Consider the following 26,584-nt stretch of genomic DNA (forward strand, 5'->3'; position numbering starts at 1 on the left):
GCCTCCACGCGGATTACGCCGGGAAGTTTTGCCAGTTCGTGCAGTGCCGCCTCGTTACGGGGGTGGGTAAGGTGACTGTCAGGTCCTGCGCCTGGGCGCGGATGAAAAAGGTGCGGATCATATGGCTGCTGGAATCGTGGAACTGGAGCGTCGCGAATAGCAGCCCCAGCGACAGCGCCACGCCGCCTGCGGTCATCGCCGCGCGCGCCGGCCAGCGGGCGATGTGGCGGATGATCATCAGCCCGGCGGGCGAAAGCCGTGCGCGCACCGCAAGGCGTTCCAGCGGCCCGTCGTGATAGATCGGCGGCGGGGGCGGAGCGAGCGCCTGGGCAGGCGTGATGCCCACTGCCGAGCGCGCGCCCACCAGCGCGCCGAGCAGGGAGGCGCCCAGCGCCAGCACAACGGCGATCAGGAAAACGGTGGGATCAAGCCGGTATTCGAGCACCGGGAAGCGGTAGTACCGGGCGTAGAGATCGGTCATCGCGTGGCCCATCCACACGCCCGCACCGCAGCCGATGACGCTGGCCAGCACCGCTATCACCAGCGCGAATTTGGCATAGTGCCAGCCGACTGCCGCATTGGCGTAACCGAACGCCTTCATCAGCCCGATCTGCGCGCGTTCGGTGCGGATCAGGCGGCTCAACACCACCAGCACCAGAAACGTCGCCACCACCAGGAATACCGGCGGTATCACCCGCGTCAGCGCATCGAGCTGTTTCAGCTCGCTATCAAGCAGGGCGTGGCTTATCTGGTCCTCGCGGACATAGGCACCCGTGCCGCCATAGGGTGCAAGCAAGTGATCGAGCTGCCGGATCACCTCTCTCGGCACAGCATCGGGGGAGAGTGTCAGAACAAGGGTGTTGATGCCGCCTACCCGGTCAGTCGCGGCCTCAAGCGCGCGCTGGCCCATCCACAGCACCCCGAAACGGCTATTGTCCGGCACCAGATCGCCCGGCGCGATCGAGAAGATGTGATCGGGTGCAAGGCCGATACCGACAATCCGCAAGTCCTGACGCTTGCCATAGATTACTGCCGCAACCCGGTCGCCCGGGCCGAGTGCGTTGGCTTCGGCAAAGGCTTCGTCGGCGATGATCTCGTCGGCGGCATCGGGTAGCGGCAGACGCCCTGACTTAAGCGTTATGCGGTTGATCCGCCTTGCCCGGCGATCGTCGATTGAATTGACGACCGCGCGCATCGGCGCATCGGTTCCGGGCATGTCGATCATCGCAAGCTGGCGGATCCCGCCCTCTGCGCGGGCTACACCGGGAATGACGGCAGCACGCTCGACAATATCGGCGGGGGCGCGGGTCATTTCGGCGAACACATCGGCAAAGCCGTTCTGCGCGTAATAGACGTCCCGCGCGCGGGTAAGCGAGGCATGGGTGCCCGCCGACAGCACATAGATTGCCGAGGCCGCCGCCAGCACAACGGAAATCGCAAGTACTTGCCCGCGCAGGTGCCACAGATCGTTCAGCAGCTTCCTGTCGAGCGCCTTCACCACACGATCCCCGCCGGATCCACCGGGTTGTCGTTTGTTTCGATCCGCGCGATCCGACCGTCGAGAAAATGCAGCACCTTGTCGGCAATCGCCGCGATCCCGCTGTTGTGGGTGATGATTACCAGCGTGGTGCCGAGCTCGTGATTAACCCGCACCAGCGCCTCCAGCACGCGCACCCCGGTCGCGCTGTCGAGCGCGCCGGTCGGCTCGTCGCACAGCAGCACTTCGGGCTGCTTGGCAATGGCGCGGGCGACCGCGACGCGCTGCTGTTCGCCGCCTGAAAGCTGCGCGGGATAATGCGTCCTGCGATCGCCGAGACCCACCAGTTCGAGCGCGGCGAGCGGATCGAGCGGGCGCTCAGCGATGTCGGTGACCAGCCGCACATTCTCCTCGGCGGTAAGGCTCGGGATGAGATTGTAGAACTGGAAGATAAAACCGACATGGCTGCGGCGGAATCGGGTCAGTCCGGCATCGTCGAGGCCGGTCAGCTCCTCGCCTTCGAAGAACACTTGCCCGCCGGTTGGCCGGTCCAGCCCGCCCATGATGTTGAGCAGCGTCGATTTGCCGCTGCCCGACGGGCCGAGCAGCACCAGCACATCCCCGGCGGCGATTTCCAGATCGACACCGCGCAGCGCGTGCACTTCGGTCTCGCCGGTGCGGTAGACCTTGGAAAGGCCGATGGCCCTGAAGGCCAGTGGTGTATCGCCTGCCCGCATCGCCCGCGGGCTAGGCCCGTGCGGCGCGGCGATGCAGCGCAGTGCTATTTGCGCGCGTCATGGGCATCCATCACCTCCCGCAGCTGCTGCAATGCCCGTTCGCGCTGACCGTCGTTCGCCATCTGCGCCAGCCGGGTCTTCAGCGAGGTGGCGAAGTCGGCATAGGCATTCTGCCAGTCGCGCCCGGTGGCAAGCGGCAGATCCTGCCGTCCGGTTGTCTCGCGGCGCGCCTTGCCGCCGGCGGGAAGGGCATAGCGTTCGCCGATTACGGGCAGGCGCACCTCCAGTTCGGGAAGCCGTGCCTGCAGCAGGCGGCGCAGGCCTTCGGCAGCGTCGGGTTCGCCGTGATCGAGAAACAGCGATCCCGCGATCGGCATGCGCGCCGCGATCCAGTCTGCCAGTTCGCCCTGATCGGCATGAGCGGAATAGCTGTCGATCTGCCGGATCTGCGCGCGCACCCGCACGTCGTTGCCCGAAATCCGCACCGCCTTGGCCCCTTCGAGGATCACCCGGCCGAGGCTGCCCTGGGCCTGAAAGCCGACGAACAGGATGGTCGAACGCGATCGGTGCAAGTTGTGGAGCAGGTGATGCCGGATGCGGCCCGCCTCGCACATGCCGGATGCGGCCATGATCACCGCGCCGGTGACCGAATTGAGCCGCATGCTCTCGGCCACATCGCTGACGAAGTGGAAGGATGGATTGTCGAAGATATTGCTGCGCCCCGTGTCCTCCAGTTCGGTGGCATAGCGTTCGAACACGCCGGTGATGCGGTTGGCGAGCGGTGAGTCCACGAACACATGGGTGCCCGGAATGCGTCCTTCGTCGATCAACCGTCCCAGATCGAGCAGCAGTTCCTGCGTGCGTTCGAGCGCGAAGATCGGGATCACCAGATTGCCGCCGCGCGCTCTGGCGGCCAGCACTTCGGCCTCGAGCAGCGTGCGGCGTTCGGCGATGCTAACTTCCTCGCGATCGCGGTTGCCATAGGTGCTTTCGCAGATCACGTGATCGAAGCCCGAAGGGCCTTCGGGGTCGGCGTAGAACGCCTTGTTGTCCGGGCCGATATCGCCCGAACACATCACCCGCGTTCCTGCCGCTTCCAGCTCTACCGAGGCCGAGCCGAGGATGTGTCCCGCATTCCACAAGCGGGCGCGAAAGCCGGGCGCGGGGGTAAACCATGTTTCGAGCGGTATGGCGCGGCATTGGCTCCATGCGACCATCGCGTCATGTTCGGTGTAAAGCGGCAGGGATCATCGCCTGCCCGGTCGCGCCGCCGGTTGCGGCGTTCTGCCTCGAATTCGTGGATGCGCCCGGAATCGGCCAGCATGTGTTCAAGCAGGTCGATCGTTTCCTGCGTGCACCAGATCGGGCCGGAAAAACCCTGCGCCACCAGCTTGGGCAGCAGCCCGCTGTGATCGATATGCGCGTGGGTGAGGATTACCGCGTCGAGCCGTGCGGGATCGAACGGGCAGGGCTGGTGATTGAGCGCTTCCAGCGTGCGCGAACCCTGGAACATTCCGCAATCGACAAGCACCGCGCTCCGGTCCGCGCGGAACTCCATGCACGAACCTGTGACGGTCTGCGCAGCACCGTGAAAGGTGAGCGTAAGCATATGATCCGGCATCAGGCTGCCCCTCAGGTCCAGCCCTCATTCTTTATCGCCCCGGCCAGTAAAGGCGCTACGCATATTTCCGAGGTTGGTCCGGCCACGGTGTCGGTGGCGTGCAGCCGGGAGATGCCGCCCGCGCGCATCGCGGCAAGGTCCTCTTCCGAGGCCAGACAGTGGACTGCCAGCGCCTCTACCCGCGCCGCGCCCGCTGCAATCAACGCCCCCGCCGCTGCGATCAACGTCCGGCCGCTGGATACGAGATCGTCGACTAGGACCACCGGCTTGCCTGCAATTTCGCGGGTATGGGCAAAGGTGACCGAGACATCGCGATCGCCGCGACGCTGTTTGCTCCCGATCACGAACGGCAATCCGGCAAACCGCGCCACTTCGCCGACCCATTGGCGGGATTCGCTGTCCGGCCCGGCGAGAATCGGGGCAGGGTGCAGACCGCGGTCGATCGCGGCGGCGAGCAATGGCGCAGCGCTTACCGCGATTGCCGGAATGCCGGGAATGACCTCGCCCAGCGCATGGGTGCGGTGCAGGTGCGGATCGACTGTCAGCACCCCGTCGAACGCGTCTGCCAGCAGCCTGCCGATCACCCGCTGGCTTACCGCCTCGCCGGGGCGGAAGGCGGTATCCTGCCGCATATAGCAAAGATAGGGCGCGACCAGCATCACCCGCTGCGCTCCCCGATCGCGCAGCGCCGCGGCGGCGAGTAGCAGTTCAACCAGTTTGGCATCGGGATTGTCGAGCGAACGGTAGAGGAGGGCGGTTGGAGCGGTTTCCCCGGCCCGCACAAGGCTCTCCCCATCAGGGAAATGGTGGACCGCGACGGGCGCGCAGGTGGTGCCGAGTGCAGCCGCCAGCCGGTTTGCCTCTGTCTTGGCCTCGGCAAAAAAGTGAACTGCCGCCGCCGTCACGAAATCGTGTATCCCGGATTTTCGCCGGCCAGATCGCGCGCGAAGTCGAGGCCTGTCCGGGTGCTCGAATGGATGCGGTAGAGCACGTCGCCCGCGCGCACGACCGCGCCCGACTTGATCAGCAGGTCGATCCCGGCGGGTTTGTCCATCGGCGCGCCAGCGTGCCGCGCGATGCGGGCAATGCGTTCGCAATCGATCGCGGAAATGCGCCCGCTCTCTGTCGCCTTGACCTCGTGCCGCATCGGCCCGGCCACAAGCGGGCGCTGGCGCGGTCCCTGTGCAGCAATGATCCGCTCCATCGCTGCCAGTGCCGCACCCGAAGCCAGCAACTCGAGCGCGCGCGCATAGCCCTTGCCGCCCGCAATGCCCGGATCGAAATCGAGCACGTGTCCGGCCAGCATCACCGCATGGTCGCGCAGGTCCTCGGGCGCGTCGGGCTCGTTTCGCAGCACAGCCATAACGTCGCGCGCCTCCAGCACTGGCCCGACCCCGCGCCCGACGGGTTGCGATCCGTCGGTGAATACCACTTTGACCGTCAGCCCCATGTGCCGCGCGACATATTCGAACAGCTTGCGCAGCCGCACCGCCTCGCTTTGACTGCGAACCTTGGCGGTCGGCCCCACCGGGATATCGAGCACTAGATGGGTTGAACCGGCGGCGACCTTCTTCGAGATGATGGAGGCGACCATCTGCTCCATCGTGTCGAGCCGCAGCGGGCGTTCGACCGCGATCAGCACGTCGTCGGCAGGCGAAAGCCCAATCCGTCCGCCCCAGGCGACGACGCCGTTTTCCTGCGCGACGATTGCGGTCAGCCGGTCTTCGGGAAGATCGACAGTGGCAAGCACCTCCATCGTGTCTGCTGTGCCGCTGGGTGATGTGATCGCGCGCGAAGACGTCTTGGGACAGACCAGCCCGTGTGCGGCGACGATCGGCACAACGATCATCGAGGTGCGATTGCCGGGAATGCCCCCGATGCAATGCTTGTCCACCACCAGCGGCGAATCCCAGTGCAGCCGGTTGCCGACATCGACCATCGCGCGGGTCATGGCCAGCGTTTCCTGCGTGGTCATGAAGCCTGCGCATGCGACCAGCCATGCGGCGATTTCCATGTGCGAATAGCGGTGCGCCGCGACATCGCGGATGATCGCCGCGATCTCACCGTCGCCCAATGCCTCGCCGTCGATCTTGCGGCGCACGAATTCTAGGCTTGCCGGAGGGCGGGCTTGCGCGATCTCGACTTCGGTGCCTTCGGGCAGGCCAAGCCGTTGGAAGGCCTGTTCGCCAAGGCCGATTTCGCCCGCGCCGATCAAGTCCGGATCATCGACCAGCGCGAGGCTGGCCAGAATTTCGCAGCCGCCGCCGGAAATACGGATCTTGCGCAGCGCCTGAAACTGTTCGGCAGAATAGCCATCACCGTGACGCAGCAGGAAAGCGGTGTTTTCCGGGTGCGTGTCGATCGGGATTTGCCGTATCTTCGGGATGATTGCTCTCCCTGCCGCAATCCTTTCGGCCCAAAGGGGACGATACCGCAAATCGTCCCAATCTGCCAGTGCCGCACCTCTTCCCCGAGCCGGCGATTGCGCCTATCGCGGGCAGCATGATCCTCGCCGCGAAATCATCGAACATTCCTGCCGCCGCAGCCATGCCTTGCCGGTTGGCTGGCCGCTATGTGCCGGGGGAGACTAAGGTGCGCCATGCAGCTTGATGTCGATATCGAGGACTGGCCTTCGGGTCAGTGGGAAGCGCTGGCGGAACGCGCGGCCCATGCTGCGGGCGAGGGGGAGCCGTTGCTCGCCAATGCCCGCCTGATCGTCAGCCTGCTGTTCACCTCGGACGCTGAGGTGCACGTGCTCAACCGCGAATGGCGCGATCGCGACAAGCCGACCAACGTGCTGTCCTTCCCGATGCTCGAAAGCGCGGAACTGGCCGAGCTTGCACCCGATGGCCCGCCGGTCATGCTCGGCGATATCGCGCTCGCCCATGAAACCTGCGCGCGCGAGGCTGCGGAGAAAGGCATCGCCCTCGAACATCATGCCGCGCACCTGATCGTTCACGGATTGCTGCATCTGGCAGGGCACGATCATGTCGATTCCGACGCGCAGGCCGAGGAAATGGAGGCGCTGGAGACAGCCATACTTGCAAAACTGGGTATCGCTGACCCATATGGCGAATGACAACAGGAGGAGCATTGTCGAAGGCCATGGCCGATTCCAATCTTTCCGCCTCTTCTTCGGGAGACGCGGACAGTAGCAGCGGGCTGTGGCCTGCCTTGCGCAAGATCCTCGGCCTTGAAGGGGCCCGCTCCCTGCGCGAACAGCTCGAGGAAGCGATCGACGAGCACGAGGACGAAAACGGCTCAGGCACGTCCGAAGACAGCGGGCAGGCGCGCGGCGATCTGTCGCGGGTCGAACGCCAGATGCTCCGCAACCTCCTTCACTTTTCCGAGCATGATGCCGACGATGTTGCCGTGCCGCGCGGTGAGATCATCGCGGTCGACGCAGCGATCAGCTGGGAAGAACTGGTTGCCGCCTTTTCCGAACATGGCCATTCGCGCATGCCAGTCTACCGCGAGACGCTCGACGATGTGATCGGGATGATCCACATCAAGGACGTGTTTCCTTTCCTCGCGAACCGCACGCCGCCGCCCGAGGACTGGACGACGCTGCTGCGCCAGCCGCTCTATGTGCCGCAGGCGCGCGGGGCACTCGACGTGCTGGCGGATATGCGCGCGCGCCGGGTGCACCTCGCGATCGTGGTCGACGAGTTTTCCGGCACCGACGGGCTCATCACCATCGAGGATCTGGTCGAGGAAATCGTCGGCGAGATCGAGGATGAGCATGACGAGACGCCGGAGGCCCTGTGCGTTCCGATCGGTGAGGGCATGTGGGATTGCGATGCCCGGGCGGAACTGGACGACATCGCCGAACAGATCGATCCGCGCCTTGCCGAGGTAGAGGAAGCGGTCGATACGCTGGGCGGCCTCGCTTTCGTGCTGGCCGAGGCGGTGCCGCCGGTCGGCACGGTGCTGGAACATCCCAGCGGCTGGCGGATTGAAGTAACGGCGGGCGACGAAACCCACGTCATGCGCCTGCGCCTCCACCCGCCCACCCAAGCGGACGACGTGCAGTAGGCGCAACTTTTGCGCCCGGTATGCAATTTTTCTTCGATTTTTTGCATCCTGATGCCGTTTTGCGCGTATCTCTTCTCACCAAGGAGAGAATCCCATGCCGCAACGCCGTCTTCCCCCACTGCGCGCACTCGAAGCATTTATGCGCACCGTCCGTCTCGGTTCGGCCCGGGCGGCGGCTGAGGAGATCGGGCTCAGCCCCTCCGCGCTGTCCCGCCGGATCACCAATTTGGAAGAATTCGTCGGCAAGAAGCTGTTCACGCGGGCCCGGCAGTCGATGCAGCTCACCGACGAAGGCCAGGCTTTCTACGAGGCGGTGAACCCGCATCTGGAGGCGCTGGCCCGCGCGGTGGAGAGCCAGTCGGACAATATCGCGCTGCTGCGGTTGCGGCTGGGCGTGTTGCCGATGTTCGGCAGCCAGCGCCTGTTTCCGCGGCTGGGCGAGCTGCGCAAGCGCCACCCGTTGCTGCACATCGATATCGACACCGCACCGCACCTTGAAGACCGGGTCGGCGATACGCTCGATGCCGCGATCATCCTGTCGCGCGGTCCGGCAAGCGGGCTGCACGCGGTACGGCTCGATCACAATCTCGTTCACGCAATCTGTTCGAAGGAAGTCGCGCGCGCCATTGGGCCGGAAATCACGCCCGAAAGTCTGTCGAAGCAGACCTTCCTGATCCACAACGAGCTGCCTGAAAGCTTCGTCGCGTGGAAGAAGGCGAACCAGCTTGAGGACATGGAGGCGGGCGCGATCGATCATTACGATTCGGGTGCGCTCATGCTGGAGGCCGCCGCGCAGGGGCTGGGCATCGCCATCATGCACGACGATCACCTGCGCCGCGCGAACGACAACCGCCTCACCAACCTGCCCGGCGCGCCGGTGGAAAGTCCCTATTCCTACTGGTTCGTGTGCAAGCCGGTGGCGCTGGAAAGCCGCCCCGTACGGATTTTCCACGACTGGCTGGTGCGCGCTGGCCTTTAATTCTGAGAGGCATCCTCGGGACGCGGCGCGTAACGCACCGGCGGCACCGTATGCGCGAAGGTGCGCAGCGGCCGCCCGAGGATCTCCAGAAGCGCTTCCTCGATCCGGCGGCGTGATTCCATGCCGATTGCCTTTCGGCCGCGGAAATCCTCGGGGCTGAAGGGTTCGAGATAGTAAAGCCGCAGCCGGAAGGTTCCCTTGCGCGCAAGCACCCGCTTGGCGTTGTTGAGCCCGCCTTCTTCCCCGATCCAGCCGATCCATTCGGCAACGGGCCCGTAATCGAGCACCACCGGCTGCACCAGCACGCCGGGCGGCGGGGGTTCGAGAACGGACAGCATCGAGGTCTTGAACGGCAGCAGCGATTGCCCGTCGGTGGTGGTGCCTTCCGGGAAGACCGTGACCGACCAGTTGTCGACCAGCGCTTCCTTCAGGGCATTGATCTGCTCTGCCACGCCCATGCGGTGTTCACGCTTGACGAAGACAGTGCGGTTGAGGCTCGCCAGCCAGCCGACCACGGGCGACTGCGAAAGCTCGGCCTTGGCGACGAAGGCGGTGCCGCTCGCTCCGGCAAGCGCAAGGATGTCGACCCAGGAAATGTGATTGGCGATGTAGAATACGTCGCGCCTAAGATGCGTGCCGATCACTTCGACCTTCGCGCCGCACACCCTTGCGGCATAGCGCAGGAACAGCATCGGGAAAGGCGAACCATAGGCAAGCGCACGGTAGAGGAAGTGCAGCGGCACGAAGACAGCGATCAGCACGACAAGTGCGAGCACGCGCATCGTCAGCCGCACCCAGCCCATTGGCGACACCGGCGTGTTTTCGCCGCGGGCCGCCGCCAGCCGCAAATCCCATTCGCGCCGTTCCACAGGCGAGAGGCGCGGCCCGCCTTCGGCTTCAGTCGTCACGCGACAGCCGGACGCCGTAAAGTTCCATGCGGTGATCAACCAGCCGGTAGCCCAGCCGCTCGGCGATCTGGCGCTGCAGCGCCTCGACCTCGGGATCGACGAATTCGACGACCTTGCCGGTCTCAACGTCGATCAAGTGATCGTGGTGCGCTTCGGGCACGGGTTCGTAGCGCGAGCGCCCGTCGCCGAAATCATGCCGATCGAGAATGCCCGCTTCCTCGAACAGGCGCACGGTGCGGTAGACCGTTGCGATCGAGATCTTCGGGTCGATCGCCGAAGCGCGACTGTGGAGAAGCTCGACATCGGGGTGATCGTCGCTTTCCGACAGGACCCTGGCGATGACGCGGCGCTGTTCAGTGATGCGCAGGCCTTTTTCCGCGCAAAGTTGTTCAAGATCGATTTTCTGGCTCAATGACAGCTCCATCGCCAAGTGGGCGTGGCCCGCAAGCCGGACCCATGAATAGCAAAGCAGCCCCACCCTTATAGGGACGGGGCTGCTTGCTCAAGCTGGCTTGCCACCCTCTCAACAGGGCGGCGATCCGCACAATCAGGCGGTCTTCTTGGTGCGGCGCTTGGGCGCGGCGGTGCCGGGCTTGCGGCCAAGACCGATCTTCTTGGCCAGATCGCGGCGCTTTTCGGCATAATTGGGGGCGACCATCGGATAATCGGTCGGCAGGCCCCAGCGCGCGCGGTATTCTTCCGGAGTCATGTCGTAGTTGGTCCGAAGATAGCGCTTAAGCATCTTCAGCTTCTTGCCGTCTTCAAGGCAGACGATGTAATCCGGCTTCACCGAATTGCGGATCGCCACGGCAGGCTGCGGCTTGGGCTCTTCGACTTCCGCCTTTTCACCGAGGTTGGCGAGCGCGTCATAAACGTTGGTGATGAGGCCGGGCAGGTCACCCACTGCAACATCATTATTGCTGACATGCGCTGCAACGATATCGCTGGTCAGCGTAATAAGCGTTTCTTTCATCTCGATTTCCATGGCTTCGACTAGTTCCTCATGCGTATTCTTCGGATATTTCCGATAAATCGCCCATGGACGAAACATAGATCATTTGCAACTTCGCGAATTTACCGAGACCCGAATTTCTGATGAGTCTCGTTGAATTAAATCGAGCAGCCAAAAGTAATGGCGTCGATTCTCTCCCCGTTGGCCATGCGGTAATAGTTGGGGCGTTCGCCGATCGGTGTGAAACCGAGTTTGCGATAAAGGTGGAGGGCAGGGTTCCCGCGACGCATTTCCAAATAGATGCGTGTAATTCCTCGCCCGCGTGCGGCATCGAAAAGGTGGTTGATAAGCGTTTCACCGACACCCCGCCGACGACATCCGGGCACCACCGCAATCAGCAGCAGTTCCTCCTCGTCGAGCACGTGACGGCTGAGAACAAAGCCGGCTGGAGCGCGTGTGGTCGTGCCGTCGCCCGCTATGATCGCGCCGTCGGCATCCACCACTAGGGCATGGGTGCTGGGCATGGACAGCGCATCGGCGACCTGCCGCCGGTTCCAGGCCTCGCCGTATGCAGGATCGAATGCCGTCTCCATCACCGCCATGATCCGGTCGAGGAGGTGCGGGCAGGGTGTCATGCAGGCACGCGTCCGGCCATCGGGGTGGCATCCGGCCCGCGCCCGTAGATGGGGACGAGATTGTGGGTCAGCAGCTCGGCGGGGAGCAGGGGCACAGCTGCGGCATCGGGCAGAATGTCGAGCGATGCGATACTCGCACCGCGTTGCGCAAGAAGATCGCGCGCACGATTTCCGGCGGCAAAGTCATGGCGGGCGTCGTTGCGAGCCGCATCGGGCGGTTGCGAAACGACGTCGGTTCCGGGCAGTCCGTCGGCGCCAAAGTCCTGAACGAACCATTCGCCATGGCCGCCATTTACGCAGACTGTCAGCGGCTGGCCGGGACGTTCCGCCTGAGCCTGCGCCGCGATCAGTGCCAGCGTCGGATAGCCCAGCACCTCGGCACCCCACGCAAAACCGAGTGCGCGCGCCGTCGCCAGCCCGATGCGTACCCCGGTAAAGCTGCCCGGACCGAGCGAAACGAGAATGCGATCCGCGCGGCCCTTGTCCGGCAGGGCGGCGATCATCGGCACCAGCGCCTCGGCGTGGCCGCGCCCGATCACGCGATGATCATGCGCGATTCTGTCCTCGCCCTCGAACAGGGCGATGGAACAGGCCTCTGAGGCGGTTTCGATGGCGAGCATCCGCATGCGCCTGCCGATGCCCCAGCACAGGGCGGCACGCAAGCGCGAGATGCGCCTCAGGCGATACGGTTGAAGGTCGCGAAGTCCGGGCGCGGAGAACGCTCGAAGATGCTCTCCGGATCGCCATAGCCGACCGAACAGATGAAATTGGCCCTGTGGCGCGGCTCGTCGGCGAAAAAGGCAGCGTTAACGGCGGCCTGATCAAACCCCGACATCGGACCGCAATCAAGCCCCAGTGCGCGCGCGGCGAGCATCAGGTAAGCGCCCTGAAGCGAGGAATTGCGGAATGCGCCTTCCTTGCGGCCTTCCTCGTCGCCCTCGAACCAGCTTTTCGCGTCGGTATGCGGGAACAGCCAGGGCAGTTCCTCGTGAAAATCGATATCGTAACCGATTACCGCAGTGACCGGCGCGGCGAGCACCTTCGCCTTGTTGCCTTCCATCACGCATTCGGCGAGCTTTGCTTTGGCCTCGGGCGACTTGACCCACACGATCCGCACCGGCTGCATGTTTGCCGAGGTCGGGGCCATCTTCATCAGATCCCAGATCGCGTGGAGTTGCTCGTCCGTCACCGGCTTGTCGAGCCAGCCGTTATAGCTGCGCGCCTCGTTGAACAGCTGGTCGAGCGCCGCGTCCGGCAGGACGTGGTCGTGGAATTGCGTGGTCATGGGTAATCCCCGGAAACTGGAGTAAAAAACTCAGGCGGCCCTGACTTCAACGACTTCGGGGACGTAATGTTTCAGCAGGCCCTCGATCCCGTGCTTGAGCGTCGCCGTGCTTGACGGGCAGCCCGAGCATGAGCCTTGCAGCGTCAGATAGACCACCCCGTCGCGGAAACCCCGATAGGCGATATCGCCGCCGTCGCCCGCCACCGCCGGACGGACACGGGTTTCGAGCAGTTCGTTGATCGCGGCGATGACTTCTGCATCCTCGTCGCGTTCTTCCACCACCGCTTCGTCTTCGGGCGGGACGGTGATGCCGTTGCCATTAGTCGCAGCGAACAGCGGGGCTTCGGAAACGAAATGGTCGAGCAGGATTGCGATCACCTGCGGCTTCAACGCGCTCCAGTCGGCACCGGGCGCGGCGGTGACGCTGACGAAATCGGCACCGAAGAAGACGTTTACGACCTCGCCGGTATCGAAGATCGCCTGCGCCAGCGGGCTGGCTTCTGCGGCTTCGGGGGTGGCGAATTCGCGGCTGCCCGAAACCATCACGGCCTGACCGGGAAGGAACTTGAGCGCGGACGGGTTGGGGGTGGTTTCGGTTTCGATGAACATGTATCGTCATTTAAGACTGATTTCGTCCGATTTCAAGCGGGCACAGCCCCTCCTTGCAGCGCCGGACGCGCATTCACTATCGCTTCACATTTTGCCGCCCTATAAGCCCGATCATGACTTCCAATTCCCGCGTGGCACGCGCTCTCGCCCTTCTTCTTGCCCCGTTTGTGCTGGTTCAGCCGCTGGTCGCCCAGCAAAACCAGGCCGCGCCGGCCGAAACCGCACCGGCCACGCCGCCTGTCCCTGCGCCGCAAGCGCTTCAGGGCGAGGGCGAGGTGCCATGGCTCTATCGCGGGTCGGATGTGCCGGTCGACGACAAGTGGCTGTTCGGCGAGATGAAGAACGGGCTGCGCTATGCGGTGCGGCGCAATGGCGTGCCGCCGCGGCAGATTTCGATCCGGGTCCGCATCGATGCCGGTTCGCTGCACGAAACCGACAGTGAACAGGGCTTTGCCCACTTGCTTGAGCACCTGCTGTTCCGCGAAAGCAAATATCTGGGGCAGGCAGAGGCGATTGCCGCCTGGCAGCGGCTGGGTGCGACCTTCGGCAGCGATACCAATGCCGAGACCAGTCCGACCCACACGGTCTACAAGCTCGACATTCCCGACATCAATGACGCCAAGCTGTCGGAAAGCTTCAAGCTGCTGTCGGGGATGATCCGCGAACCCGTTCTGAACGATGCCAATGTCGCGGCCGAACGCCCGATCGTGCTGGCCGAAAAGCGCGAGCGGGGCGGAGCGGGGCAGCGCATGGCCGATCTGACGCGGCGCACCTTCTTTGCGGGACAACGGCTCGCCACCCGCAACCCCATCGGCATCGATGAGACCCTGAAGGCCGCCGAAGGCAAGGGCGTAAAGGCATTCTACCAGCGCTGGTATCGTCCGGAAAACACCGTGATCGTGGTCGCGGGCGATGCCGACCCCGTTTTGCTCGCCGGGCTGGTCGAACAGTGGTTCGGCGACTGGAAGGGCGCCGGCAAGCCGGGCGTTGCACCCGATTTCGGCGATCCGGTTCCGCCCGCCGGGGCCACCGACGATGCTGGCGCGCCGGCCCCGATCGGGGAACTGGCCATCGGCGTCGAACCCGACTTGCCGCGCAGCCTGACCTATGCGGTGATGCGTCCGTGGCGCCCGGTGCAGGATACCATTGTCTACAACGAAGGCCTGCTGCTCGATGCGGTGGCGCAGGCGATCATCAACCGCCGGCTTGAGTCGCGTGCGCGCGGCGGCGGCAGTTTCCTTTATGCGCAGGTCCAGCAGGATGACATTTCGCGGTCGACCGATGCGACCTTCGTCACCTTCGCACCGCTGACCAATGACTGGCAGGCGGCGCTTGCCGATGTTCGCAGCGTGATCGCCGATGCGCTGGCCAACCCGCCGACGCAGGAAGAGATTGACCGCGAGGTCGCCGAATTCGACGTGGTGTTCGCCAACGAGGTGGAGCAGGAAAGCGTCCAGTCGGGATCGAACCTCGCCAATAACCTCGTCAATGCCGTCGACATTCGCGAAACCGTGGCCGCGCCCAAGGTGGTGCTTGACGTGTTCCGCGGGATGAAGCCGCGCCTCACGCCGCAGGAAGTGCTTGAGCATACCCGCAGCCTGTTCGAAGGGGTGGTAACGCGCTCGGTCTATGTAACGCCCACGGCGGGCGAGGCGGACGCGGCCGCATTGCGGCTGGCACTGGCGCGCGAGGCAAAGGCCGACGGCAGCGCGCGGCTGGCAGCGCAGAGCATCTCCTTCGACGAATTGCCCCGTGTGGGCGCACCGGGCACGATTGCCAGCCAGCAGCCGCTGGGCGTGCTGGAGATCGAACAGGTCGATTTCGCCAACGGCGTGAAGGCGCTGGTGTGGGCCAATGATGCCGAGCCGGGCCGCGTCACGGTGCGGGTGCGCTTCGGTGCGGGCTATCGCGCCTTCGACAAGGACAATGCCGCCTATGCGCCGATTGGCGAGGCGGCGCTGGTTGGTTCGGGTCTGGGCGAGCTTGGCCAGAACGAGATCGACCGGCTGGCCACGGGCCGCAAGCTCGGCTTCGACTTTTCGATCGACGATGCAGTGTTCACCTTCACCGCGCAGACACGGTCGGAAGACGTGGCCGATCAGCTTTACCTTTTCGCGGCAAAGCTGGGGATGCCGCGCTGGGATCCCGATCCCGTGATCCGCGCCAAGGCGGCGGCGGAATTGGCCTACAACACCTATTCCACCAGCCCCGGCGGGGTGCTCAACCGCGATCTGGAATATCTCGTGACCGGCGGCGAGGACCGTTTCGCCACGCCCGATCCGGCGGCGCTGGAACAGGTTACGCCAGAAGGTTTCCGCAAGGTGTGGGAGCCGTTGTTGAAGCAGGGCCCGATCGAAGTGCTGGTGTTCGGCGAATTCGATCAGCCCGCCATTATCGAGCAGCTGCGCAAGACCTTCGGTGCGCTTCCGCCGCGTGATCCGATCCCCGCCGATATTGCCGCGCGCGTTCCGGCCTTTGCCGCCACCGCCGAAAGGCCAGCGATCGCGACCCATCGCGGCGATGCCAATCAGGCCGCGGCAGTGGTTGCCTGGCCGAGCGGCGGCGGGGTGGCTTCTCTGCGCGAAAGCCGTCAGCTGGAAATCCTCACCCAGCTGTTCAACAATCGCCTGCTCGAAGCGCTGCGCGAACGCGCCGGAGCTAGCTATTCGCCGCAGGTTTTCTCCAAGTGGCCCGAAGACCTGCCGAGCGGCGGGCGGATCACCGCCGTGGCGCAGCTCGAACCCGAATTCGTGCCCGTGTTCTTCGCCGAGGCCGATCGTATCGCGAAGGACCTCGCTGCCAATCCGCCGACCGCCGACGAGCTTGCGCGCGTCACCGAGCCGCTGGCCCAGCTGATCCGGCGCGCTTCGACCGGCAACCAGTTCTGGCTGTTCAATCTCGAAGGTGCGACCGGCGATCCGCAACGCGTGGCATTGCTGCGCACCCTGCTGGCCGACTATTCGCAGACCAGCCCGCAGGTGATGCAGTTCCTGGCTGATCGCTATTTCGCCAAGGGCTCGCCGTTCCGGCTGGCGGTTCTGCCCGAAGGTCAGAAACTGGCCGAGGCACCCGCCACCGGCGCCGCGAATGCGCAGGCAGGCAGGGCCGACCTGATCGGCCGTTGATCGGGCGGGCCAATCAAGCCGTGCGGGAAATAAAGTTGTCCTGTGCGGCTTTGTCGCTTTACAATTGAAACGCGCGTCCTGTAGCGGGCGCCCCCGCGCAGGCTTTGCGCACGCCGTGTGGCGATAGATATGGAAAGAGTTTGAACGTGCCCGAGACCTGGACCCCGGACAGCTGGAAAGCCTGCGAAGCGCGGCATCTTCCGCATTACGAGGACGCGGCCGAACTGGCCGAGGCGGAAACCACGCTCGCTTCCTATCCGCCGCTGGTGTTCGCGGGCGAGGCGCGCGCGCTCAAGGCCGATCTGGCGCAGGTCGCAAACGGCCACGGTTTCCTGCTTCAGGGCGGGGATTGCGCGGAAAGCTTTGCCGAATTCCATCCCAACAACATCCGCGACACTTTCCGCGTGCTGCTGCAGATGGCGGTCGTCATGACCTTCGCCAGCAAGCGGCCGGTGGTGAAGGTGGGGCGCATGGCAGGCCAGTTCGCCAAGCCGCGCTCCTCGCCGACCGAGACCATCGGTGATGTCACGCTGCCGAGCTATCTCGGCGACAATATCAACGGGATCGATTTCGATCCTGTCTCGCGCCGCAATGATCCGCAGCGCATGGTGCGCGCCTATTCGCAGGCTGCCGCCACGCTCAATCTGCTGCGCGCCTTTGCCGGTGGGGGCTATGCCAACCTGCGGCAGGTGCACCAGTGGACGCTCGATTTCATGGGCCGCACGCCGTGGACCGAAAAATTCGGCCAGACCGCCGACCGGATCGGCGAGGCGCTCGATTTCATGGAAGCCTGCGGCATCGATCCGGCCACCGTGCCGCAGTTGCAGGGCACCAGCTTCTACACCAGTCACGAAGCGCTGCTGCTGCCTTACGAACAGGCGATGACGCGGCGGGATTCGCTCACCGGCGACTGGTATGCGACTTCGGCTCACATGCTCTGGATCGGTGACCGCACCCGCTTCCCCGGCAGCGCGCACATCGAATTTGCGCGCGGCATTGGCAACCCGCTGGGCATGAAGTGCGGGCCGAGTCTCGAACCCGATGCGCTGCTTCGTCTGCTCGACGATCTCAATCCAGAGCGCGAGGCCGGACGCATCACGCTGATCAGCCGTTATGGCCACGACAAAGTCGAGGACGGCCTGCCCAAGCTGGTGCGCGCGGTGAAGCGCGAAGGCCATCCGGTGGTGTGGAGCTGCGATCCGATGCACGGCAACGTCGTGAAGTCGGATTCGGGCTTCAAGACCCGCCCGTTCGACCGGATACTGCGCGAGGTGAAGGGCTTTTTCGCGGTCCACCGCGCCGAAGGTTCGCACCCGGGCGGCATCCATATCGAGATGACCGGGCAGGACGTGACCGAATGCGTCGGCGGCGCGGTGGCGATCACGGAGGAACGTCTGGGCGATCGCTACCACACTCATTGCGACCCGCGCCTCAACGCCGAACAATCGCTTGAACTGGCGTTTCTCGTTGCGGAAATGCTCAATGATGCGGCCGGCGGTCGCGAGGCTGAGGTCAGCGCCGACGCGGCATAACGGGCTTGCGGCAGGCCCTACGGCAAGGGCGGCCCGGCGCAAAGACTTGATCGGGGCTGCGATTTTCCGATAGCCGTGTCGGCGTGTTATCGTCTTTCCTCTGTAACGGCGGACGGGCACGTTACGAATGTCCGACGCAGGGCGGGAAGGAGAAGCGCGTGCCGCGCAGCGAGCGACAGGATGATATTGATAGCGTGACGCCGAGCGACTTGGCGGGCCGGTTCCGAGCCACCCGTGCTCTGACCGAGGCGCTGGTCGCCCCGCTCAGCGATGCCGACGCCACCATCCAGTCGATGGAGGATGCTTCACCGGCCAAGTGGCATCTCGCGCACACGACATGGTTCTGGGAAACCTTTCTGCTGCGCGATCACGTGCCGGCCTACTGCCTGCTGCGCGAGGACTGGCCGTTCCTGTTCAATTCCTATTACGAAACCGAGGGCGCGCGCATCGACCGCTTTTCGCGCGGTTTGCTGTCGCGCCCGACGCTGGCGGACGTGCTGGAATGGCGCGCGGCGGTGGATGACGCCATGACGCCGCTGCTCGGCGATCCGGCGCTCGCAGACCTGATCGCGCTCGGCATCGCGCACGAGCAGCAGCATATCGAACTGCTGCTGACCGACATCAAGCATGCACTGTTCCAGAACCCGCTCGGCCCGGCGATGTGGGATGGCGCGCCGCCGCCCGCCGCCGCCGCGCCCGCACCGATGGGCTGGCACGAGCACCCCGGCGGGATCGCGGCTGCGGGCCATGACGGCAACGGATTTTCCTTCGACAACGAAGGCCCGCGCCACCGCGTGCTGATCGAACCCTTCGCCCTGGCCGACCGATTGGTGACCAATGGCGAATGGGACGCCTTCATCGCCGACGGTGGCTATAATGATGCGCGCCTGTGGCTGGCGGACGGCTGGGCGTGGGTGCAGCGGGAGAAGATCGCCGCGCCGCTGTATTGGCGGGAAGGCGATCATTTCACCCATCAGGGCTGGCAGGCGCGCGACGCGCACGCGCCCGTCACCCACATTTCCCATTTCGAGGCCGATGCCTACGCCACCTGGGCAGGCGCGCGCCTGCCGACCGAGTTCGAATGGGAGGCGATTGCCGCCGCCCAAGATCCGGCAGGCGGCAACCAGCTCGACGGGGCAGCGCCGCCCTTACCAAACGGGCAGGCGGGGTTGTTCGGCGATTGCTGGCAATTCACCCGCTCGGCCTATCTGCCTTACCCCGGTTTCCGCGTCGCAGAGGGCGCGGTGGGCGAATATAATGGCAAGTTCATGAGCGGGCAGGTGGTCTTGCGCGGCGCAAGCTGCGCGACGGTGCGCGGCCATTCGCGTGCCTCCTACCGCAACTTTTTCTACCCTCATCAGCGCTGGCAATTCACCGGCCTGCGGCTCGCGAAGGATATTGGTGCATGACAACCCCGAAAGGGCTGAAGCTGGTCGAACGCGACGCGGGCGGGGTCGATACGGCCTTTCGCGCCGACGTGCTGGCGGGGCTGGCGGAAGAGCAGAAGGCGATCCCCGCGCGCTGGTTCTACGACGATACCGGATCGCAGCTGTTCGAGGACATTACGCAGCTGCCCGAATATTACCCCACCCGCGCCGAGACCGAGATCCTGCGTGCGCGCGGTACAGAGTTTGCCGACCTGATCGGGCCGGGTCGCGCGGTGGTGGAGTTCGGCTCGGGCTCCTCGGTCAAGACCCCGCTGCTGCTTCAGGCGATCGCGCCTTCGGCCTATGTCCCGCTCGACATTTCGGGCGATTTCCTGCGCGCCTCGTCCGCTGCGCTCGCAGCCAAGTTTCCCGGCCTGCCGGTATTTCCGGTAGAGGCCGATTTCATGCGCCGCGTCGAACTGCCGGGCGAGATCGAGGGGTTGCCCAAACTCGGCTTCTTCCCGGGTTCGACCATCGGGAATATGGTCGCACGCACCGCGACCGACCTGCTGCGTTCGATGCGCGAGACGCTGGGTGTCGGCGCGTTGCTGCTGATCGGTATGGATCTGATCAAGGACGAGGCAACGCTGGTCGCCGCCTATGACGATGATGCGGGCGTCACCGCGAAGTTCAATCTCAACCTGCTTACCCGCATCAACCGCGAACTGGCCGGCGATATTCCGGTGGATGCCTTCGCCCATGAAGCGCGCTGGAACGACACCTATGCGCGGATCGAGATGCATCTGGTGGCGCAAAAGGATGTGACCTTCTCGGTCAGCGGTCAGCCTTTCGCCATGGTCGCGGGCGAGAGCATCCATACCGAAAACAGCCACAAGTTCACGCGCCGCACCTCCAACATGCTGCTGGCGGCAGGCGGCTGGGAGCCGCGCGCACGCTGGACGGATAGCGAGGATCGGTTCTCGCTACTGCTGGCCGAGGCGCGGCCACCGCGCAGCGCACCCTGAACCGCCGATCGCCGAAACCCTGAGCCTTCCCGTGCGTTGGCGCGGGATGGACGGACATAATAGCGACTTTCTCGTCATCGGTGCGGGCATGGCTGGCCTTTCCTGCGCCACCGGACTCGCCCGCAAGGGCGCAAGTGTCATCGTGCTCGACAAGGGGCGCGGCCCAGGCGGGCGCATGGCCGCGCGGCGGGTGGAGATCGCCGGCGAAACGGTGAGCTTCGATCACGGCGCGCAATATTTCACCGCGCGCGATCCGGCCTTTCAGGCGGTTGTGAACGGATGGGAAGCGGCCGGTGTCGTCGCGCGCTGGCCGTCGGCAGGTGAGGATGCCTGGGTTGGCACGCCCGGAATGAATGCGCCGATCCGCGCGATGGCACAGGCGCTCGACGTGCGCTGGGGCACGCGGGCGGAAGGATTATCGCGTGACGGCGCGGGTTGGCGGGTGGAAACAGGCGACGGGGTGTTCACCGCCGCGCAGGTGCTGGTTGCTGTTCCCGCCGAACAGGCCGCCGTCCTGCTGGCCGAGGTCGCCCTGGAACTTGCCGCGCTGGCCGGTAGCGTCGAATCTGCTCCGTGCTGGGCGGTGATGGCGGGCTTTGCCGAAGGCTTGCCGATCGCAGCAGACACTTACCGCAGCGAGACCGCGCCGGTTTCCTGGGCGGCTCGCAATTCGGCCAAGCCGGGCCGCAGCGGGGCCGAGACTTGGGTGATCCACGCCAGTCCCGCGCGCAGCCGCGCGATCGTCGATTGGCCGAGGGACGAGGTCGCGCGAACTCTGTTGGCCGACTTTTTCTCTGCCACGGGTACGCCGCCTGCCGCGCCGGAGCATCTCGACGCGCATCGCTGGCTCTACGCCTTGCCGCAGGCGCTGTCCGGCGAGGGCGCGCGCTATGATGCCGCCGCCGGGATCGGCATTGCGGGCGACTGGATGCATTCCCCGCGGGTCGAGGGCGCCTGGCTTTCGGGCAGGGCGCTGGCGGCGCTGGTGCTCTAGGCCGCCAACGGCGCGGGGCAGTAGCGTTTGAGGTAATCGCCGTGGCCCGGCATGTGCTGGACGAGATAGCGGATCGACCTCTCCATCTCGTTCACTTCCTCTGCCGTCTTGGCCGGATCGAGCGCGTCGGCCATGGCGTTGTGACCGCCCATGGCGATCCCCTGACCCATCATCACCGCCGCCCAGCTGGTTTCGGTGAACAGCTCGTCCTCTTCGCGGAATATCTGCCCGTTGGCCCTGAAGATTTCGACCTTCTCGGTCAGCGTGTCGGGCACATCCATGGTGCGCACATAATTCCAGAAGTCCGAATCCGTGCGCTGCGTGGCGTTATAGTGCAGGATCAGGAAGTCGCGGATGCGGGCATATTCGCGGCCTGTCAGGCGGTTGAAGGCATCCTCTTGCGCCTGCGTGATCCCGTCGAGCGACAGCAGCGACAGCAGCTTGTCGATCCCGGTGTTTACGAGGTGGATCGAAGTCGATTCGAGCGGCTCCATGAAGCCCGCCGCAAGGCCCAGCGCGACCACGTTCTTGTTCCAGAACTTCTTGCGCCGCCCGGTGACGAAACGCAGGAAATTGGGCTCGGCCTGCGGCTTGCCCGCGATATTGCCGAGCAGGATGTCGAGCGCCTCCTGGTCATCCATATAGCTTGAGCAATAGACATGACCGTTGCCGTTGCGGTGTTGCAGCGGCACCTGCCATTGCCAGCCGGCGCTGTGTGCGGTGGCGCGGGTAAACGGCGGGGGCGGGCTGCCGTCCTCACGCAGGCACGGCAGGGCGACCGCGCGGTTGCACGGCAGCCACTGGCTCCAGTCGTCATAGCCGGTCTGCAGCGCCTGTTCGATCAGCAGGCCGCGGAAGCCCGAGCAGTCGATAAACAGATCGCCCGCATATTGCCGTCCATCGTCGAGCGTCACGCCCGTGACAAAGCCGCTTTCCCCATCGAGCGACACGTCGGCGATCCGGCCTTCCTGCCGTACAACGCCGCGCTTTTCCGCATAGCCGCGCAGATAGGCGGCATATCGGCCTGCATCGAGGTGATAGGCGTAATTGACTGGCGGCAGATCGTCGCGCTTGTAATCCTCGGTGCGGGCGAACTTGCCGAAATAGGCGGCCATGGTTTCAAGGTTGAACACCTGGATCGGGCGCTTGTCGCCGCCCTGCGCCATGCGGTGCCAGACGTGATGGAAGCTGATCCCCCCCATGGTGTAACCATAGGCGCCGAAGGGGTGGATATAGCTGTCTCCCACCTTGCCCCAGTTTTCGAACTGGATGCCCAGCTTGAAGGTGCCGCCCACCGCTGCAAGCATTTCGCGCTCGTCCACGCCGAGCAGCTGGTTGAAGCCGACAAAGGGTGGAATCGTTGCCTCGCCAACGCCGACAGTGCCGATGCTTTCGGATTCGATCAGCGTGATTTCCACAGGCCGGCCGGCCTTGAGGCGCGACAGGGCAGCCGCCGCCATCCATCCGGCCGTTCCGCCGCCGACGATGATTATGTTCTGAATTTTCATGCTTTCCTCGATCCCTGCGTGGCCAAACTGGCCTGTCGTTCCGGGATTCTGCCGCCCCGCGAAGTGTTGCCAGAATGCAATATGGCACGCAGATTACAAGTCTTGAGAACGCTAACAACATGCGCTACGAATGCATCAGCAAGCCCTAGTGGTCGGCAAGAATGTGCCACGGGGTCAGGGGAGGTTTGAAACATCATGAAATACGCACAGGTTGCGCCGCGTCGGCGTCGTTTTGTCCTCGGCACCGCTTCGGCGCTGGCGATGTCCGCTGCGCTTGTCTCGCCCGCACTCGCGCAAGATGCCGACGAGGATCAGGCTGCGAGCGAGGATGATGCCGTCGCAGAGCAGACAGGCCCCGAGATCATCGTTTCCGGCTTCCGCGCCTCGCTTGAATCCGCGCAGAACATTAAGCGCGACTCCGACACCTTCGTCGATGCGGTCACTGCCGAAGACATCGGCGCGCTGCCCGATCGTTCGGTGGCCGAAACGCTTCAGCGCATTCCCGGTATCACCATCGGCCGTTTCGAGAAGACGACCGACCCTGACCGCTTCTCGGTCGAAGGCACCGGGGTGATCATTCGCGGCCTGCCCTTCGCCCGTTCGGAACTGAACGGACGCGACATCTTCTCGGCCACCGGCGGCCGCGAACTGAGCTTTAATGATGTATCGCCCGAACTGCTCGGCCGGGTCGAGGTGTTCAAGAACGTCACCGCCGACATGATCGAAGGCGGTCCGTCGGGTACGGTGAACCTTGTCACCCGCAAGCCGCTCGACACCAAGGGTCTCAAGCTCGCCGGTACGGTCGGGGTGAACTACGGCGACCTGCGGCAGGAATGGTCGCCGGAATTCTCGGTGCTCGGATCGAACACCTTCGAGACCGGCGCCGGTTCCTTTGGCATCCAGGCTTCCTATGCCTATTCCGAACTCAAGAGCCGCACCGATGCCTCGCAGGTGGCTGACCCCTGCTACCGCGCAGCGGCGCTCGACGGGCCTTGTCTGCGGGCGCTGTCGGTCGGCTCGGGCGGCTTTGTCGGCGATCCCAATTTCGATCCGGCCAACTTCCCGCCGCAAGGCGCGGTGCTGGTGCCCAAGGGCGCCGGGATCCGCACCACCGATCTCGATCGTACGCGCGAAGCGTTCTCGGGCATCCTGCAATACGAGGATCCGACCGGCAACTTCGTCGCGACCTTCGAATGGTTGCGTGCCGAAGCGAGCTTCGAGACCGAAGAATATGCGCTGATCTCGCGCGTGGACGACGAACTGCTGTTCCCGCAGGCGCGCAACGGCACCACCATCCAGTATGACGAGAATGGCATCTTCCAGCGCGGCATTCTCAGCCAGCGTCAGGGCGATGCCTATGCCACCCCGTTCGGTCGCGGCGGCATCCCGCTGGATTCGCTGCGCTTCCTGCGTGCGCTCGACACCACGACCGAAGATTTCTCGATCGATATCAAGTGGAACGTTACCGATCGCTTCCGCGTCAACTTCGAAGCGCAGTCGATCAGCTCTGATCTCACCCGTGATTCGGTGTTCGGCGCAATGTCGACTTGGGCCGATGTCGATCTTGACCTGACCGGCTCGGTGCCCAAGGTCCAGTTCCTTGCGCCAGTCGGTTCGCCGGCCGATTACTTCTCCTCGGGTCTCAACACCTACTACTGGTTCGGCCTCGACAGCCGCGAGAAGAACGAGGGCGACCTGCAGAGCCTGCGCTTCGATGCCGAATATGACATCAGCGACGAAGGTTTCTTCAAGGCGGCACGCTTCGGTGCGCGCTGGGCCGACCGTGATCGCACCACCCGCAACACCAATTTCAGCACTTGGGGCAACCTTTCGGCGGTCTGGGCAGGCCGCGCGGGCTGCGCCCCCTGGGGCGAGGGCGCCGGCTGCGGCGCGAGCGGACCGGGTCCGTTCGGCAACGGCTTCATTCCGGGCCGGTTCTACACCGGGCTTCCGGGTCAGGAATTCGCCATCGCGGGCGGTGCCTTCGTCGACGAATTCCCGAATTATGCGCAATACCGCAATCCGTTCGGCGACAATTTCCAGCGCGGCAACGTGCCGCTGCCGATCGAAAACGGCGCGGCATGGTATTTCGGCGGGGATGATTTCCTTGGCGAATACCTCTCGGGCCTGACCGATCAGCAGTTCGAGGAAATCCAGAATTTCGGCATGTCGCCGGAACGTTTCAACTACGGTGTCAACGGCCGCATCCGTCCCGACGAGGTGACCGGTGAGCTTCTGCCGTGCGACATCGAAGGCGTGTTCTGCCCGGGTGAAGTCTCGGTCGTGTCCGAAGTCACCAAGGCGGCCTACGGGCGCGTCGATTTCGGCACCGATTTCAGCAATGGGTGGAATATCGAGGGCAATATCGGCCTGCGTTACGTCGAAACCCAGATTTCGACCTTCGGCCGGATCGGCTTCCCCGACCCGGGCCGCTTCGACACCCCGGTGCTCGAAAACGGCGTGCAGGTCGGTGGCGGCAACGGCGACGGCGTCGTGCAGGTCAGCGAAGTCACTGCGGGCTGTAATTTCGGCACCGGCGCACCGCCGCCGATCAGTCTGCAAGGCATCTGCCAGCTTTCGCCCGATCGCCTGGCGCAATTCGCCGCGGCGCATACCGGCGAAATCCTGATCGACGATCGCGACATCACTTTCGACCACTGGCTGCCGAGCTTCAATGCGCGGCTTGATGTGGGCGACGGTCTGCTGTTCCGCGTTGCCGCGTCGAAGAACATCTCGCGCCCCGACCTGCAGCTGTTCCGCGCCGGTGGCGGCATCGGCGACAATACCGTGGCGCTGGCCAATGCGGGTGCCGATGCACTTGCCAACGGGCCGCTGTTCGCGCTCCAAACCGGCAACCGCAACCTGCTGCCGGTTTCGGTGTGGAATTATGACCTTTCGGTTGAATGGTACTTCGCCGAAGTCGGTTCGCTGACCTTTGCGGTGTTCGCCAAGGATGTGAACGGGTTCATCGATCAGGGCTTCTCGCGGGTGGATTACCAGGGCGCGAACGGTCCGATCGACGTCAACGTGCAGGGTCCGGCGAACTTCCAGGACGGCTGGCTCAAGGGCTTCGAGCTTGCCCATCAGCAGGTCTATGACTTCCTGCCGGGCGTGCTGAGCGGTCTGGGGACGCAGTTCACCTACACCTATGTCGATGGCGGCGACTTCTCGAACCCGAACCTGTCCGACTTTGGCCAGGCGTCGATCACCACCGGTGCCAACCAGCTGGGCGGCGGCGCGTTCGTCGCGCAGCAGCCGCTGGCAGGCATTTCCAAGCACTCGTTCAACGCCACGGTGTTCTACGAGAAGGGCCCGCTGTCGATGCGTGCCGCCTATAACTGGCGCTCGGAATTCCTGATTACCCCGCGCGACGACATCTTCCCGTTCTCGCCGATCTGGCAGGAAGACACCGGGCAGCTCGACGCGTCGATCTTCTATTCGGTTACGGACAAGATCAAGCTGGGTATCCAGGGCGTGAACCTGCTCGACGAAATCACCGAGACGAGCCAGGTGGTCGACTTCGACGGTACGCGGGTGACGCGTTCGGCGTTCCGCAACGACCGCCGCTTCACCTTCCTAGCGCGGTTCGATTTCTGACGCGAGCGATGACGGGATGAGTGCAGGGCTGCTGGGAGCGGGAACGCTGTCAGCAGCCCTGTCGCTTTGCGGGGCAATCGATGCACCGCAGCCGGCGCTGGCCCCGCCATCAGGGCGGTAGGGCGGACGCCTGTGCGAACAAAACGATGCGAAAGGGCTTGCGGGCAAGCGCTTTCCCGCGCAATTCGCCATCAACGG

General features: G+C 64.6%; 23 protein-coding genes. 9 read left to right on the top strand and 14 right to left on the bottom strand.

The window, feature by feature from the left end; translation table 11 throughout:
* Positions 1-13: 13 nt before the first annotated feature.
* Genes OIK40_RS08215 through OIK40_RS08235 form a run of 6 tightly spaced genes read right to left on the bottom strand, consistent with a single transcriptional unit; the run spans position 14 to position 6,272 of the window.
* The gene (locus tag OIK40_RS08215; RefSeq protein ID WP_273677694.1) at positions 14-1,498 is read right to left on the bottom strand and encodes an ABC transporter permease; all 1,485 of its coding nucleotides are present in this window, start codon (positions 1,496-1,498) and stop codon (positions 14-16) included.
* Positions 1,495-2,214: an ABC transporter ATP-binding protein gene (locus tag OIK40_RS08220; RefSeq protein ID WP_273677695.1), complete on the bottom strand. Its 720-nt coding sequence runs from the start codon at positions 2,212-2,214 to the stop codon at positions 1,495-1,497. The genes OIK40_RS08215 and OIK40_RS08220 overlap by 4 nt, the downstream gene beginning before the upstream one ends.
* Positions 2,215-2,258: 44 nt before the next feature.
* Positions 2,259-3,290 carry an MBL fold metallo-hydrolase RNA specificity domain-containing protein gene (locus OIK40_RS08225; RefSeq protein ID WP_309557513.1) on the bottom strand — a complete coding sequence of 344 codons (1,032 nt, stop codon included), beginning with the start codon at positions 3,288-3,290 and terminating at the stop codon, positions 2,259-2,261.
* A gap of 26 nt (positions 3,291-3,316) precedes the next feature.
* Positions 3,317-3,835, bottom strand: a complete 519-nt coding sequence (locus OIK40_RS15045; RefSeq protein WP_309557514.1) for an MBL fold metallo-hydrolase — start codon at positions 3,833-3,835, stop codon at positions 3,317-3,319.
* 11 nt (positions 3,836-3,846) lie between these two features.
* A complete protein-coding gene (locus OIK40_RS08230) occupies positions 3,847-4,740 on the bottom strand; it encodes a ribose-phosphate diphosphokinase (protein ID WP_273677696.1) in 894 nt (297 codons plus the stop codon).
* Entirely contained in the window at positions 4,737-6,272 is a 1,536-nt protein-coding gene (locus tag OIK40_RS08235; RefSeq protein ID WP_273677697.1) for a thymidine phosphorylase family protein, read from the bottom strand. Before OIK40_RS08235 ends, OIK40_RS08230 begins: the two co-directional genes overlap by 4 nt.
* Positions 6,273-6,434: 162 nt before the next feature.
* On the opposite strand from OIK40_RS08235, the gene ybeY reads away from it, so the two are divergent.
* The 3 genes from ybeY (at position 6,435) to OIK40_RS08250 (ending at position 8,849) form a co-directional block, all read left to right on the top strand.
* Positions 6,435-6,914: an rRNA maturation RNase YbeY gene (gene ybeY, locus OIK40_RS08240; RefSeq protein WP_273677698.1), complete on the top strand. Its 480-nt coding sequence runs from the start codon at positions 6,435-6,437 to the stop codon at positions 6,912-6,914.
* A 26-nt stretch (positions 6,915-6,940) separates the two neighbouring features.
* Complete coding sequence (locus tag OIK40_RS08245; RefSeq protein WP_273677700.1) at positions 6,941-7,870, top strand: hemolysin family protein; 930 nt, start codon at positions 6,941-6,943, stop codon at positions 7,868-7,870.
* A 94-nt stretch (positions 7,871-7,964) separates the two neighbouring features.
* Positions 7,965-8,849, top strand: coding sequence for a LysR substrate-binding domain-containing protein (locus tag OIK40_RS08250; protein ID WP_273677702.1), 885 nt, complete (start codon positions 7,965-7,967; stop codon positions 8,847-8,849).
* Here the strand turns inward: OIK40_RS08250 and OIK40_RS08255 are convergent.
* From OIK40_RS08255 to OIK40_RS08285, 7 genes are all read right to left on the bottom strand, one after another.
* On the bottom strand, positions 8,846-9,652 hold the full coding sequence (locus OIK40_RS08255) for a lysophospholipid acyltransferase family protein (protein WP_273677880.1): 807 nt from the start codon (positions 9,650-9,652) through the stop codon (positions 8,846-8,848). The genes OIK40_RS08250 and OIK40_RS08255 overlap by 4 nt on opposite strands.
* Before the next feature lie 94 nt (positions 9,653-9,746).
* Positions 9,747-10,169: a Fur family transcriptional regulator gene (locus tag OIK40_RS08260; RefSeq protein ID WP_273677704.1), complete on the bottom strand. Its 423-nt coding sequence runs from the start codon at positions 10,167-10,169 to the stop codon at positions 9,747-9,749.
* A gap of 135 nt (positions 10,170-10,304) precedes the next feature.
* Positions 10,305-10,730 carry a Ros/MucR family transcriptional regulator gene (locus OIK40_RS08265; RefSeq protein ID WP_273677706.1) on the bottom strand — a complete coding sequence of 142 codons (426 nt, stop codon included), beginning with the start codon at positions 10,728-10,730 and terminating at the stop codon, positions 10,305-10,307.
* A 137-nt stretch (positions 10,731-10,867) separates the two neighbouring features.
* The gene (locus OIK40_RS08270; RefSeq protein ID WP_273677707.1) at positions 10,868-11,344 is read right to left on the bottom strand and encodes a GNAT family N-acetyltransferase; all 477 of its coding nucleotides are present in this window, start codon (positions 11,342-11,344) and stop codon (positions 10,868-10,870) included.
* Positions 11,341-11,970, bottom strand: coding sequence for a tRNA (adenosine(37)-N6)-threonylcarbamoyltransferase complex dimerization subunit type 1 TsaB (tsaB, locus tag OIK40_RS08275; protein WP_273677709.1), 630 nt, complete (start codon positions 11,968-11,970; stop codon positions 11,341-11,343). Before tsaB ends, OIK40_RS08270 begins: the two co-directional genes overlap by 4 nt.
* Positions 11,971-12,020: 50 nt before the next feature.
* A complete protein-coding gene (locus OIK40_RS08280; RefSeq protein WP_273677711.1) occupies positions 12,021-12,629 on the bottom strand; it encodes a malonic semialdehyde reductase in 609 nt (202 codons plus the stop codon).
* Positions 12,630-12,659: 30 nt separating this feature from the next.
* Entirely contained in the window at positions 12,660-13,238 is a 579-nt protein-coding gene (locus OIK40_RS08285; protein ID WP_273677712.1) for a NifU family protein, read from the bottom strand.
* Between the two features lie 113 nt (positions 13,239-13,351).
* Between OIK40_RS08285 and OIK40_RS08290 the strand changes: the two genes are divergently transcribed.
* From OIK40_RS08290 to OIK40_RS08310, 5 genes are all read left to right on the top strand, one after another.
* Entirely contained in the window at positions 13,352-16,363 is a 3,012-nt protein-coding gene (locus OIK40_RS08290; protein ID WP_273677713.1) for a M16 family metallopeptidase, read from the top strand.
* 146 nt (positions 16,364-16,509) lie between these two features.
* Positions 16,510-17,895, top strand: coding sequence for a class II 3-deoxy-7-phosphoheptulonate synthase (locus OIK40_RS08295; protein ID WP_273677715.1), 1,386 nt, complete (start codon positions 16,510-16,512; stop codon positions 17,893-17,895).
* 158 nt (positions 17,896-18,053) lie between these two features.
* A complete protein-coding gene (egtB, locus tag OIK40_RS08300) occupies positions 18,054-19,304 on the top strand; it encodes an ergothioneine biosynthesis protein EgtB (RefSeq protein ID WP_374211801.1) in 1,251 nt (416 codons plus the stop codon).
* Positions 19,301-20,287, top strand: a complete 987-nt coding sequence (egtD, locus tag OIK40_RS08305; RefSeq protein WP_273677717.1) for an L-histidine N(alpha)-methyltransferase — start codon at positions 19,301-19,303, stop codon at positions 20,285-20,287. The genes egtB and egtD overlap by 4 nt, the downstream gene beginning before the upstream one ends.
* 46 nt (positions 20,288-20,333) lie before the next feature.
* On the top strand, positions 20,334-21,281 hold the full coding sequence (locus OIK40_RS08310) for an NAD(P)/FAD-dependent oxidoreductase (RefSeq protein WP_273677718.1): 948 nt from the start codon (positions 20,334-20,336) through the stop codon (positions 21,279-21,281).
* Here the strand turns inward: OIK40_RS08310 and OIK40_RS08315 are convergent.
* Positions 21,278-22,789 carry a tryptophan halogenase family protein gene (locus OIK40_RS08315; RefSeq protein ID WP_273677720.1) on the bottom strand — a complete coding sequence of 504 codons (1,512 nt, stop codon included), beginning with the start codon at positions 22,787-22,789 and terminating at the stop codon, positions 21,278-21,280. The genes OIK40_RS08310 and OIK40_RS08315 overlap by 4 nt on opposite strands.
* A gap of 195 nt (positions 22,790-22,984) precedes the next feature.
* Here OIK40_RS08315 and OIK40_RS08320 point away from each other — a divergent pair, with 195 nt between their 5' ends.
* Entirely contained in the window at positions 22,985-26,386 is a 3,402-nt protein-coding gene (locus OIK40_RS08320; RefSeq protein WP_273677722.1) for a TonB-dependent receptor, read from the top strand.
* The last annotated feature ends 198 nt before the right edge of the window (positions 26,387-26,584 follow it).

Origin of the sequence: Erythrobacter fulvus (assembly GCF_028595285.1) — a bacterium.
GTDB classification, from domain to species: Bacteria; Pseudomonadota; Alphaproteobacteria; order Sphingomonadales; family Sphingomonadaceae; genus Erythrobacter; species Erythrobacter fulvus.